We start from the raw sequence: 13,521 nt of genomic DNA, 5'->3' as shown, positions 1-13,521 counted from the left end.
TTACAATCGTCCTTATAGCAATAAATTTAGTTATTTTCTCAAAATAGTGAAAGATTAACCTTCTCGTCATCTTAACTTGAAATTGGTACTAATACTAATCAAGTATAGTAAGGTCTATTTACGTAACAACATATGTAAATATATGCAACTTTATAATAAGAATTCCTGATTTCAAAAGTAAAAAATAAGAGTGCTTCTTAAAATTTTGCAAACACTATTTGTAGTATTCGGCATCGTGTAAAAAGGGACCTTCCTGAAGTTTTAACAAATGTGTGTATGTAAAAGAAGACTATTGAATAGTGTATTAAAAGAGTAATAGAACTAATGACACATATTATGACTACAATCGTTACGATGAATGGAGTAATTATCAATTTATCCTTTTTTCCGTCGAAAAATGTTTTATAATGAAAGAAGAAATTAATTATGATGGGAGATTGGCGAAACATGGGGAAACATCGTGCAATGAAAACCATCTTAATGTGGATGTTTGTAAGTGTGCTTCTATTAGGAGGTATGCCATCTATCAGTTATGCTGAAGGTGAGTCTATGACAGTCACATTGCATGGGAAGAAACAAGTAAAGCTTGCTACTTTGGAGCTTCCAAAGCAAATGAAGCGATTCAGCTATGATTCTGGTCTAAGCTTCAACTATCCAGACGCTGTACGGGGTGTGTATTTAACAGGACACACTGCTGGTGGTTATCAAACCTACATTGATTATGTAAATGGTGAACGGGATTCTTTAACGACACCAGGTAGGAAATTTGGTGAAATTGTCGAAAGAACAGAACAAACTGATTTAAATGCAATGGTAATCGATATTAAAGATGATTGGGGAAACCTTACATACATTCCTGATGAAGATTCACCATTTTATAAGTATGGGAAGCCATATATTCGTGAACCGAGAAAATTACTTGAGTATTTAGAGGAAAAAGAAATTTATCCAATTGCTCGAATTGTTGTTTTCAAAGATTCAGTTTGGCCAAAAGAGCGCCCTGAACTTTCATTTAAACAAGATGGTCAAGTTTGGACGAATCGCCGTGGAGAGTCGTTTGTGAATCCATTCTTAAAAGAAGTATGGGATCATAACGTTCAAATAGCGATTGAAGCTGCTAAATTAGGTTTTAAAGAAATTCAGTTTGATTACGTCCGTTTCCCAGAAGGATTTGAGCATCGTGATGATACGCTTGAATATGGTATGGGTGAGTATGAAAATATCGAAATGGACAATGTTCAAAAGCGTGTTAAAGCTGTTACAGATTTTGTTGCATATGCGAAAGAACAGCTTGAGTATTATGATGTGGATGTAGCTGTTGATATTTTTGGTTATACAGCAACATTGCCTGAAGCACCAGGAATTGGTCAAAACTTCACGAAGATATCACAACATGTAGACGTTATTTCTTCGATGATATATCCTAGTCACTGGACTGCATATTTTGGCATTGCTAAGCCTGATCTAGAACCATACCGTCTTGTAACAGAATATGCAAAGGTTGAAAAACAAAAGTTAGCTGAATTAGAGAACCCTCCAACCTCTAGACCATGGATTCAAGATTTTACCGCTTCATATCTAGGTTCAGGAAATTATCGAACTTATGGTAAGGAAGAAGTTGAAGCACAAATTCGTGCATTAAATGAACAAGGAATTAACGAATACTTGCTTTGGAATGCAGCGAACAACTATACAAAAAATGTAGATTATACGCCATAACAAAAAAGTAGGAGAGCACCTTTATAGGTTGCTACTCCTACTTTTTTACATAGAAGAACAAGAATTTAATTATGTGAAAATTTTACATTATTTTTTTGTGCCTCCGACAGCTTTCCAACCTACTTGTGTTTTGTTTGATTGATTGACATGTTTGTTTTCTTTACCTCGTCCGAATACTTTTATTCCAATCGCACTTGAAATAACACCAACAGTAGCTGTAATGCCTACAATAAATAAAGCTAGTAATGTAAAGTCTAAGAGCATTGCCCCCATTTGTTTCACCCCTTCATTTAATGAAAACGCTTTATAATTTGTTAACAATAATTCAAACATCGTTTGTTCTATAAAGTATAGGTTGAAGTATGGTCGGGTTTACTAAATTGAACGCATATGATTGATTGGATTAATATTGCAAAATCGAATAGCTACTTTCTTTTCTATATTGTATGTGATGAGTAGCAGAATGAAAAGAGGGATTAGCGATTATTAATGTGTGCTAACGTATCCAACCATTGAAACGAAAATAAAAATAAACGTTATTATCGCCCCAAGTATGTTCTGGTTGTGAGTATCGTCACCATTCTTTAAGTTCTTCATAAATGTAGTGAGGTTCAAAAACCAAAGAACTCCTATTAAGGGTAAAAGTAGATAGAGCATTTTTTGCGCCTCACTTCCTAATTCTTCTATAATTTAGTGTAACATAATTCATACTAATTTAAGCCACATTTTTATAATTGAAAAGTCATATATGCTATGTTTTTTAATCTCAGAAAAATTATTAACACCACTTGATAGTTCATAGGGATTTATGTTGAGTGACATACTAATTTAGAGCTTATATAAAGATTACCTCATTATATAACTGTATCTATATTTGTACACTATGCTACAAATACAATTTTATTTATTGTAAGAGGATAATTAAAAACCTTATAAGGAGTAGGTCAATGAATTGGTATGAAAAGCTTAATCAGTACTTCCCAATAGAAGAAATGAAATCACGGGAACATATGGAAGCCTTGTTAAAGGAAAAAGGAGATATTTATCATAAAGATGAGGGACCTCATCATGTCGTCATGTATGTTGAAACGGATGATTTTTTATTTGTCGACTATGTATTCGTATCACGCGATGCTCGTGGACAAGGTCTTGGTCATAAAATAATAAATAAACTTAAAGCGAAACAAAAGCCAATTATATTAGAAGTTGAACCAGTTGATTATGAAGATTCAGATAGTGAAAAAAGATTGCGTTTCTATAAAAGAGAAGGTTTCGAACATGCCCAATCAATTGGTTATCGCCGAAGGTCTTTAGCAACTAATGAAGTGAATCAAATGGAGATTTTATATTGGTCTCCAAGTGATGAAGCGGAAGAGGTTATTCAACGCAAAATTTACGAAGGTATGAAAAAAACATATGAATCCATTCATACTTATCGAGATAAAGAATTCTACGGTCGTTCTTATCAGGATGTTGATGAAGTCCTCACGTATGAACAAAAAAATAATACAGAAAATATATTAGATAACCTATGAAGGACAACCCTCTACTTCGAATAAATAAAGTAGAGGGTTGTGATGTTTAAATAGGAGGTTAAGTAGAACAATTAGGGGTGTCTAATTCTAACTACTAATAAAATAGCTTCTTTTATTCAATAATCTAAAGTTTTTTCTCATTTTATGAAACCATTTCTCAATTGAATTCGTAAATATATGAATGAAATGAAAAAAGTGAGGTGTGCATGTTTAAGTTTTGAATGAATGAGGTAATTAGAGAATATTAACCTAATAATTAAGGATTTGTACAACTTATGTAAATTTTAAAAATGTATATCATTCTTGTCGGGTTTACTGTATAATGTACCTTAAATCCATTTAATTTAAAATAATTTTAAAGTAATAAGGGTAATAATTTAAAGCTTGTTCAATTAGAATTATCATCAGTCATAAAGCTTTGATTTATTGTAATGACAATAGGTGTTCTTTATTGAACATTATCGTATATTGATCTTTTGGAAGGAGTGAGTGTGTGATGGTAACGTTATATTCATCACCGAGTTGCACATCTTGTCGAAAAGCGAGAGCATGGCTTGAAGAACATGAAATTCCGTTTACAGAAAGAAACATTTTCTCTGAGCATTTAACGATCGATGAAGCGAAAGAAATTTTACGAATGACAGAGGACGGAACTGATGAGATTATATCAACTCGTTCTAAGATTTTTCAAGAACTAAATGTTAATTTAGAAACGATGCCGCTTCAAGATCTATTTAAGTTAATTAGTGAAAACCCTGGTTTACTACGACGACCTATTATAATTGATGAGAAGCGTTTACAGGTTGGTTATAATGAAGATGAGATTCGCCGCTTCTTACCTAGAAAGGTTCGTACTTTCCAACTTCGTGAAGCACAGCGTCTTGTAAACTAGTTGTTATTAAAAACTTCTACACATCTTTGTGTAGAAGTTTTTTTTACAACGATTAAGTTTTATTCTGCAAGTGTGAAATAATTATATTATTGAAGTTTCCTTTTAAGCTTTTGCAAAAATATTTCCAATTCCTCCAAATGAAAGAACAGTAATAATAAGAATGAATGGAATGAGAGTTTCGAAAGTGGGGTTGCTTTCGAAATATGGATGAAGTTGCTTTTCGTGTATAATCATTTTACTAGCTGTATAAGCAAGAATGCCAGCACCAACGTATACAAGTGTGGGGAATCGTTCTATACAATGTAGGATTATTTTACTTCCCCAAATAATAATAGGTACAGAGATAAGTAACCCTGTAATAACAAGCCAAATTTCTCCATGTGCTGCACCTGCAATTGCAATAACATTATCAAAGCCCATTACAAGGTCAGCTAGTACAATTGTTCGAATCGCTTCAAATAGCGTCTTACCACCTTTTATGTGAGTAGTTTCATCTTCATTATGGATAAGCAATTGAATCGCGATCCAAATAAGAAAGATAGCACCGATGAGTTGTAAGTAAGGAATTTGAAGAAGTAATACTACAACAATTGTAAGTAAGATTCGTACAATAATAGCCAAACCTGTCCCGATCACGATTGCTTTATGTCGTTTGTCTTCTGGGAGCTTGCGACTTGCGAGAGCAATTACGATTGCATTATCACCACCGAGAATGATATCAATTCCAATGATCGTTATGATTTGGAGAATTAGATCAAAATCCAAAGATGGAAACCTCCTTGATAAAAAACCTTTTGCTATGAAGCTTGTCTGTACTTATTAACCAGTATATGAACCATTTTAAGATTGAGTACGAAATAAGAAGAGAAAATCACGATAATATATCCCACGACTAATGAGAAACAAGATTGAATACGATACGGATAAATGGCGATACTTTCATATTAAGTGAGTAAAAGATGAATACGAATGTTTCTTATACATATTCTTCAATAATACAAGGTTTGTTGCATAGATTTTATGAAGGGTAAGACGAGTAAACAAAAAAAGTTATTCAAGTGATTAATTTGAAAAGTATCCACTTTTAATAATAGTAAGATGAAGCAAAAGTAATTTGAATTTTTATAATGAATCTGTAATTCGAGAAGTTGTTTCACTGATGGAAGTAGTGTGTTAGTAGGCAGTACATAGACATTTGACTATTTTTTATGTGTATAAGATTTTTTGTTTCCATTCTGTTTTGATTTATCATAAAATAGAAGTACAAGGTTCTATATGTATTAAGAACCGAAGTAACCAAGGAATCGAAACAGTGGGCATCTAAGCGTGTGTGAAAAATATGTGTAGAACACAAGCTAACTCGTAAATTCCACGGCAATTTTTACCGAAAATATGAACAGCGTCTATAACTTATTATAGAATATGAGTATCGTACTCAAGGGGTAAGAATTTGTCCCTTCAAGCCAATGAACTGAAAGAAGGGAGAGTGAAAGTCGATGGAAATCGAACGTATAAATGAAAATACTGTTAAGTTCTACGTAACGTATCATGATATAGAGGAACGTGGCTTTGATCGAGAGGAAATTTGGTATAACCGTGAACGTAGTGAAGAACTGTTTTGGGAAATGATGGACGAGGTGCATAGTGAGGAAGAATTTCCAGTTGAAGGACCATTATGGATTCAAGTTCAGGCGTTAGAGAAGGGACTTGAGGTAATCGTTACACGCGCTCAATTATCGAAAGATGGTCAGAAACTAGAACTTCCTATTTCAGAAGGTAAACACCTTGAAGTGCCGGTTGATGAGCAAATTGAATCAATGCTTGACCAACAATTTCGTGATGATAATGATGAAGAAGAAGATGAAGGTTTTGTAAATGAAGAAGAGCAATTACGTTTTGTGATTGTTTTTAATGATTTTGAAGATGTGATTGCATTGGCTTACAACTTCAATGCTGAGGGTCTCTTCCAACAGTTATATCATTACGATAATCGTTACTACCTTTATACAGGTTTTGAAGATGAACGGTACAATGATGAGGAACAAGATAATCTGTTAAGCCAAGTTCTTGAATATGGTGAAGAATCAAGGGTTACGATTCATCGAATTGAAGAATACGGTAAGAAGGTTATTGCTGAAAATGCTCTTCAAGAAATAACAAAATACTTTCCGTTCCAAGCTTAAGTCGGTTTCACGTCGGTGAAATCGGCTTATTTTTTTATTTGAAATTATCACGTGTCAACTGACGCAGACTCTTACTATATAACTTAGAAAACATCAGTGGTTCATGAAGAAAAACATCAATAATGTAAGTTTCACTTTATAGTAAATGATGTAATGAACAGTAAAATTTTCATAATTTGGTTTGAAATCATACGTCTATGCAGTAAAATAATAAGAGTTTATTAATTATCAACTAATAGGATTTTCACTTTATTGAGATGTTAATGAGAACAAGGGGTTGTAAAAGAAGCTGAATATATTAATGCTGTAGAATAGTAAGGGGTATATGTGATGAAGAAGAGTGTACAAGTATTTGTATTTACATTATTTATTGCAATTGGTATGTTTGTAACAAAAGGGTTATGGGAAGGGTGGTTACTTGGTTTAGTAAGTATTCTATTTTCTCTTTCAGCCGTTTTTATAGGTTTTTTAATTTTCTTTGAGAACCGTCACCCTACAAGGACATTGACATGGTTAGTTGTACTAGCTGTTTTTCCTGTTTTTGGTTTTTTCTTTTACATAATGTTCGGACAAAGTTATCGTAAAAGACGTACATATGAGAAGAAGGCTTGGTTAGATGAACAGGCATTTGCGAAAATAGAAGGACAACGACCATTACCAAATGATGAGATACAGAAGATGGGTGACCATCAGAAGCTTCTATTCCAATTAGCTCATAAGCTTGGGAAAAGTCCAATTTCTTTTTCTACTGATACGAGAGTGCTTACGAACGGTGAGCAAAAGTTTAATGAGTTGAAGAAAGCTTTGAAAAATGCAGAACATCACATTCATTTGGAATATTATATTGTGCGTCATGATGGAATTGGAAATGAGTTAAAAGAAATTTTAGAAGAGCGAGCTAAAAATGGAGTTAAGGTCCGATTCTTATATGACGCTGTAGGTTCTTGGCAGCTTTCACAAAAGTATATAACAGAATTAAAAAATGCTGGTGTAGAAATGGTTCCTTTTTCACCAGTTAAGATACCTATTATTAACAATAAATTAAATTTCAGAAATCACCGAAAAATAGTTGTCATTGATGGAAATGAAGCATTTGTCGGTGGATTGAATGTCGGAGATGAGTACTTAGGAAAAGACGAGTATTTCGGTCACTGGCGAGATACACACTTATATGTTAAAGGAGAAGCAGTTCGTAGTTTGCAAATTATTTTTCTGCAAGATTGGTATTATATGACTGAAGAAACGTTGCTCACCCCTAGTTATTTATCTCCTGATTTGGTGGAAAGTGATAATCTAGGAGGCGTTCAGATGCTTGCAGGTGGGCCAGATAATGACTTAGAAGTTATTAAAAATGTCTTCTTCTCAATGATTATTTCTGCCAAAGAATCGATCTGGATTGCGACTCCATATCTCATTCCAGATGATGACATCTTAACAGCACTTCGAGTTGCTGCATTGAGTGGGATAGATGTTCGAATCTTAATGCCAAATCGTCCTGATAAACGAACGGTTTTCTATGCATCACGATCTTATTTTCCAACCCTTCTAGAAACAGGTGTGAAAATTTATGAATATGAGCGTGGTTTCTTACATAGTAAGATTGTAATTGTAGACAAGGAGCTTGCTTCAATGGGAACTTCTAATATGGATATGCGTAGCTTTCATTTGAATTTCGAAGTAAATGCCTTCCTTTATCGAACAAAGAGTACGGAAACTCTTGTGAACGACTTTATAAATGATTTGGAACATGCGAAAGAGGTTGATTATGAGTTATTCAAAAAACGTTCTTTCAAGCAACGTTTATTTGAATCTACTTCGCGCCTATTGTCACCATTATTGTAAGGCATTGCATATATGCAATGTCTTTTTTTTATGTATTTTAACAGGTAAAGTAGCTACAATGACGAACTTTTATTACTATGAAAGGAGGAGTGATTGTGTTAACAGCAATAATAGAAGATGGAAAATCTATTTCATTGCTTGACGATGAAGTACGCAAGTATATTCACGAATGGAGGAATGACTATAAATTTTTTTGTTCTGCTTGTGGAAGTAAGTTAGTTGTGAAGCTTGGAGCAAAACGAATTTGGCATTTCGCACATGAAACGACTTCATATTGCGAAGCACAGGCTGAAGGTGAATCTGATTATCATCTTACAGGTAAAAAACAGTTGTATGAATACTTTATTTCGAAAGGGTATGATGCTACATTAGAACCTTATTTGCATAATTTAAAGCAACGTCCAGACATTTTGCTACAAAGAAAAAACAGTATTGCAGTTGAATTTCAGTGTGCTACCGTACCGAGGACTAGGATTATTGAACGAACACGCGGGTATCAAACTGCACATATTCGCCCATTATGGATACTAGGTGAAAAACGATTAAAGCGGATATCTGCATCTCTCTTTCGTATTCCCACATTTGATTGGACTTTCCTCTTTCCCTATCAGCGTGAACCAACTCTTCTCTATTACTGTCCACATTCCTATCACTTATTAATCCTTTCTCACATTACACCGTTCTCTTCTCAAACAACGCTTGCACACCTTTCAATTAAACCCCTTCAGACGAAGACAGATAACTCAATACCTTTCAAACAAGAGAAATCCATTTATCAATTATGGTTGTTGGAGAAGAAGAAATGGCGCTCTCGGGCAGGCATGTTTCATTCTCCTCTTCAACATCGATTTGCAACCTTATTATATGAACAGGGCATACATCTTAGTTATTTACCTGCGGAAGTTGGTGTTCCAATACCGTCTCTTTATATGATCGAAACATCTGCAATGATGTGGCAAGCGTGGATCTGGTTAACGTTTATTAAACCACTTCCTTTAGGGTCCGTAATTCATCTTAATAAAGTTATCGATCAGTTCAAGCGTGCGTTACAGAGCGGGTTGTTTAAAGTACGTCAGTTACCGATGTATCCTACAACTCATTATTCGATTGCAATTAAGGAATATCTCGAATTGCTTACTAGATTAAGTTATTTACAGAAAAAAAACGAGTGTATATTTCAAAAAATACAAGCTTTTAATCAATGTAATAATATTGAACAAGCCTTCCATTATGATCAGGAAGTAATGGGAAAAATTAATAAATTAAACAATAATGTGTCAACATTTTGAAAAATGATCCAATAGTGATCTAGATCACTGTTTACTCGGAATGTGTGAAGTATGCTAACAGTAGTTCAAGTGGGAGGGGATAATCAATGTTTTGCCATCAATGTGAACAGACGCCAAGCGGTGGTTGTAAAGTTATCGGGGTATGTGGGAAAGACGAAACAATCGCAAGCTTACAGGATACAATTGTATTTGGTTTAAAAGGGATTGCAGCTTATCGAACACATGCACAACAGTTAGGCTATACAGATCCATTTGTAGACCGTACAACACATGAAGCGCTATATATGACATTGACGAATTCGAACTTTAATGTGCAAGAACATATTGATATGGCTATGCAAGTTGGTCAGTCAGCAGTTCGAATGATGGAAGTGTTAGATGACGCACACACGACACGTTTAGGTATTCCAGAGCCAGTTCAAGTATCGCAAAATAAGGTTGAGGGAAAAGCTATTCTCATTACGGGGCATAACCTTTTTGCATTAGAAGAACTGTTAAAGCAAACTGAGGGTAAAGGTATTAACATTTATACCCATTCAGAAATGCTTCCAGCTCATGGCTATCCTCAATTGAAAAAATATAGTCATCTTAAAGGAAATATCGGTAAAGCATGGTATGATCAACGTCGTCTATTCGAAAACTTCAAAGGCGCAATTCTTGCAACAACAAACTGTGTCATGCCAATTAAAGGTGGCTATGCAGACCGAATGTTCACTTATGAAGTAACAGGTTTAGAAGGTGTGGAAAAAATTACGAACGATGATTTTTCCCCATTAATTAATCGAGCTTTAGAGTTACCTGAAGTATATATGGAGTCTGACAAAACGTTAACAACAGGATTTCATCATGAAACCGTTTTAGGATTAGCGCCTGAAGTCATTCAAGCTGTTAAAGACGGTAAAATTAAACGTTTCTTCGTTATCGCTGGATGTGATGCACCTGGAAAGGGTGGCGAATATTATCGTGAACTAGCTACATCACTTCCCCCAGAAACGGTTATTTTAACGACTTCCTGTGGAAAGTTTCGATTCAACGATGTTGATTATGGAACTGTACCAGGCACTGAAATTCCTCGTTATATTGACCTTGGTCAATGTAACAATTCAGGTTCGACTGTTAAAATTGCAATGGCTTTAGCTGATGCATTTGAATGTGAAGTGAATGAATTACCTGTATCGATTGTGCTTTCATGGTTTGAACAAAAAGCTGTTGCAATCTTACTAGGGTTGTTCAGTTTAGGTATCAAAGATATCCGTATCGGCCCTAAACCACCTGAATTTATTTCAGAAGGTGTACTTGATGTACTAGTTAATATGTTTAATCTTCAATTGATTGGAGATGCACAAGAAGATATGGAAGCAATGTTAGCTCTTTCGTCTTCTTAATTTAAGATTCAACCCTCATATGAATATATTTTTGCCCGCTTTTTTATGAAGCGGGCTTTTGTTATGCTGCACAAATTATTACGAAAGCCAAAACAACATCAAACAGATAGTCAGTGCAATTTTTTTGCAAGAATATAATAACTATAGGATAATTTGTAATGGAAAGAATACACTAAAAAACAGGAATTCTTTAGAAGTTGAGCGAAAACTTCAAAGAGGTCAAATTGTTTAGAAGGGATTGGTTGGATGGCTGAACTAAAGAAAAAATCATTACCTACGCGAGACGAGATTGATGAACAGTATAAGTGGAGACTCGAAGATATATTTGCTTCAGATAGTGAGTGGGAGAGCCTATTTACAGAGGTAAAGACAATGCTTCCTAAAATAACTGAATTTCAAGGGAAACTTGGAGAATCAGCTGAAACGTTATTTGAGGCATTCGAATATCAACATGAGGTAGCAAAGAAAATTGGTAAGCTTTATACATATGCACATATGCGTTCCGATGAAGATACGACAAACTCACATTATCAAGGATTAGATGACCGCGCCTCTAACTTATATTCACAAGTAGGTGCAGCAATGTCATTTATCATACCTGAAATTCTTTCAATACCGGAAGAAACGATTCAACAATTTTTACAAGAACATGAAGGCTTGAAGTTGTATGATCACGCACTAGATGAAATTAATCGTCAACGTCCCCATGTTTTATCTGCAGAAGAAGAGTCGTTATTAGCTCAGGCGGGGGAAGTGTTGGGGAGTTCAAGTAATACGTTTGGTATGTTGAACAATGCTGATATTACTTTCCCAGAAATCAAAGATGAAAATGGTGAAGATATTGAAATTACACATGGTCGCTTTATTCGCTTCTTAGAAAGTGATGACCGACGAGTGAGAGAAGATGCATTCAAAGCAGTTTATAAAACATATGGCCAATATAAAAATACGTTTGCTTCTACGTTAAGTGGTACAGTGAAGAAGGACAATTTCAATGCTAGAGTGAGAAACTATGATTCTGCTCGACAATCTGCACTTAGTGGAAATAATATTCCAGAGAAAGTTTATGACAATTTAATTGAAGTCATTAATGAGCACTTACCTTTATTGCAAAGGTATATCAAACTGCGTAAAAAGGTCCTTAAGATTGATGAAGTGCACATGTATGACCTTTATACACCACTTATTCCAGAAGTGAAAATGGAAGTAAAATATGAAGAGGCGAAAGACCTCATCTTAAAAGGGTTAGCACCATTAGGGGACGAATATGCAAATATTTTAAAAGAAGGTTATGAAAATCGTTGGATTGATGTTCATGAGACGAAAGGGAAACGCAGTGGAGCTTATTCATCAGGTACATATGGAACAAACCCATATATTCTTATGAATTGGCAAGATAATGTGAACAATTTGTTTACTTTGGCACATGAGCTTGGGCATTCTGTCCACAGCTATTATACACGCAAAACACAGCCATACCCTTATGCAAATTACTCTATTTTTGTAGCAGAGGTAGCTTCGACGTGTAATGAGGCATTATTAAATGATTACATGCTTAAAAATACAGATGATAAAAAGAAGAAAATGTATCTTCTTAATCATTACTTAGAAGGTTTCCGTGCGACGGTATTCCGTCAAACGATGTTCGCAGAATTTGAGTATCTGATTCATACGAAAGCTCAAGAGGGAGAAGCACTTACAGCAGATTCACTTACAAATATGTATTATGAATTAAATAAAAAATATTTCGGTGATGAAATTGCTTTGGATGAAGAAATCGGTTTAGAGTGGTCACGTATCCCTCATTTTTATTACAATTATTATGTATATCAATATGCAACTGGCTTCAGTGCGGCAACAGCTCTTTCTCAGCAAATTCTAGATGAAGGTGAAGTAGCTGTTAATCGTTACGTAGACTTCTTGAAAGCAGGAAGCTCTGATTATCCAATTGAGGTATTAAAACATGCAGGTGTAGATATGACAACTAAACAACCGATTGAGCAAGCTTTACAAGTTTTTGAGGCGAAGTTATCTGAACTTGAAGAATTGCTTGAGCAAGCATAAAAATAATTCAATCAGTGAGGGTTTTCTATTCCCTCACTGATTGTTATTACGTTTCGTTCGTATCCCACGAAACGTATTACGTTTATTCCAAATGAATAGGCTAACTAGAACAACGGTGAATTGAATGATAGCAGCCAGAAAGAGGGGTTCAAGTCGCATTAATCCAAGTAAATAGTAGTAAAATGCCCCTATGTTTGCTATTACAAGTATTATAAATAAAAACCATCTATTGTTCATATAAATTCCTCCTCATTCCTAATTATAGAAATGGGAGAGTAAGATATGACAACTAGTTTTGATACATAAAATAGTAATAATAACGTTGATAGCGCATTCAAATCAATATTGAAACGAATGATCTTAAAAGAATGTAAGGGTTAGTGACATTTTTGTGAAATGGTTAACAATCTAATTGTCAGACCTCTAAAAAGCTGGTATATTTACATTGTAAAGTTAATCACAAGCAAACATAACCCCTTTGTTTGACCGTGAAACTTTCTCCCACCCCCCTGTCGAATGAAGACGTGTGAAAAGGGACTGATTCCATTGAGGATCGGTTCCTTTTCTATATATGTGCATATTGTGATTACAAATTATCAGATAGTTGGAATA

At 34.6% G+C, this 13,521-nt stretch carries 11 protein-coding genes; 8 read left to right on the top strand and 3 right to left on the bottom strand.

Going from position 1 to position 13,521, the window contains the following annotated elements:
• The first annotated feature begins 447 nt into the window (after positions 1–447).
• Positions 448–1,719, top strand: coding sequence for a putative glycoside hydrolase (locus tag BFG57_RS15290; protein ID WP_069718355.1), 1,272 nt, complete (start codon positions 448–450; stop codon positions 1,717–1,719).
• An 87-nt stretch (positions 1,720–1,806) separates the two neighbouring features.
• Here BFG57_RS15290 and BFG57_RS15285 read toward each other — a convergent pair whose 3' ends face one another.
• A complete protein-coding gene (locus BFG57_RS15285; protein ID WP_069718354.1) occupies positions 1,807–1,992 on the bottom strand; it encodes a hypothetical protein in 186 nt (61 codons plus the stop codon).
• A gap of 674 nt (positions 1,993–2,666) precedes the next feature.
• Between BFG57_RS15285 and BFG57_RS15280 the strand changes: the two genes are divergently transcribed.
• A complete protein-coding gene (locus BFG57_RS15280) occupies positions 2,667–3,254 on the top strand; it encodes a GNAT family N-acetyltransferase (RefSeq protein WP_069718353.1) in 588 nt (195 codons plus the stop codon).
• A 496-nt stretch (positions 3,255–3,750) separates the two neighbouring features.
• Positions 3,751–4,146: a transcriptional regulator SpxA gene (spxA, locus tag BFG57_RS15275; RefSeq protein WP_069718352.1), complete on the top strand. Its 396-nt coding sequence runs from the start codon at positions 3,751–3,753 to the stop codon at positions 4,144–4,146.
• A 102-nt stretch (positions 4,147–4,248) separates the two neighbouring features.
• Here spxA and BFG57_RS15270 read toward each other — a convergent pair whose 3' ends face one another.
• Positions 4,249–4,911: a TerC family protein gene (locus BFG57_RS15270; RefSeq protein WP_069718351.1), complete on the bottom strand. Its 663-nt coding sequence runs from the start codon at positions 4,909–4,911 to the stop codon at positions 4,249–4,251.
• Between the two features lie 731 nt (positions 4,912–5,642).
• Between BFG57_RS15270 and mecA the strand changes: the two genes are divergently transcribed.
• The 5 genes from mecA to pepF all read left to right on the top strand — a co-directional run bounded on the left by mecA (position 5,643) and on the right by pepF (position 12,909).
• Positions 5,643–6,329, top strand: a complete 687-nt coding sequence (mecA, locus tag BFG57_RS15265; RefSeq protein WP_069718350.1) for an adaptor protein MecA — start codon at positions 5,643–5,645, stop codon at positions 6,327–6,329.
• A 330-nt stretch (positions 6,330–6,659) separates the two neighbouring features.
• Positions 6,660–8,171 (top strand): cardiolipin synthase, encoded by a 1,512-nt coding sequence (gene cls, locus BFG57_RS15260; RefSeq protein WP_069718349.1) that lies wholly within the window; start codon positions 6,660–6,662, stop codon positions 8,169–8,171.
• A 95-nt stretch (positions 8,172–8,266) separates the two neighbouring features.
• Positions 8,267–9,460 carry a competence protein CoiA family protein gene (locus BFG57_RS15255; RefSeq protein WP_069718348.1) on the top strand — a complete coding sequence of 398 codons (1,194 nt, stop codon included), beginning with the start codon at positions 8,267–8,269 and terminating at the stop codon, positions 9,458–9,460.
• A gap of 86 nt (positions 9,461–9,546) precedes the next feature.
• Positions 9,547–10,845, top strand: coding sequence for a hydroxylamine reductase (gene hcp, locus BFG57_RS15250; protein ID WP_069718347.1), 1,299 nt, complete (start codon positions 9,547–9,549; stop codon positions 10,843–10,845).
• Between the two features lie 246 nt (positions 10,846–11,091).
• Positions 11,092–12,909: an oligoendopeptidase F gene (pepF, locus tag BFG57_RS15245; RefSeq protein ID WP_069718346.1), complete on the top strand. Its 1,818-nt coding sequence runs from the start codon at positions 11,092–11,094 to the stop codon at positions 12,907–12,909.
• Between the two features lie 33 nt (positions 12,910–12,942).
• On the opposite strand, the gene BFG57_RS15240 is transcribed toward pepF, so the two are convergent.
• The gene (locus tag BFG57_RS15240) at positions 12,943–13,146 is read right to left on the bottom strand and encodes a hypothetical protein (RefSeq protein WP_069718345.1); all 204 of its coding nucleotides are present in this window, start codon (positions 13,144–13,146) and stop codon (positions 12,943–12,945) included.
• Positions 13,147–13,521: the final 375 nt, after the last annotated feature.

The sequence above is a fragment of the Bacillus solimangrovi genome, assembly GCF_001742425.1.
Lineage (GTDB): Bacteria > Bacillota > Bacilli > Bacillales > Bacillaceae_N > Bacillus_AV > Bacillus_AV solimangrovi.
Note: the sequence above shows the minus strand (reverse complement) of the source record. Positions and strands in the feature narration are given on the sequence as shown.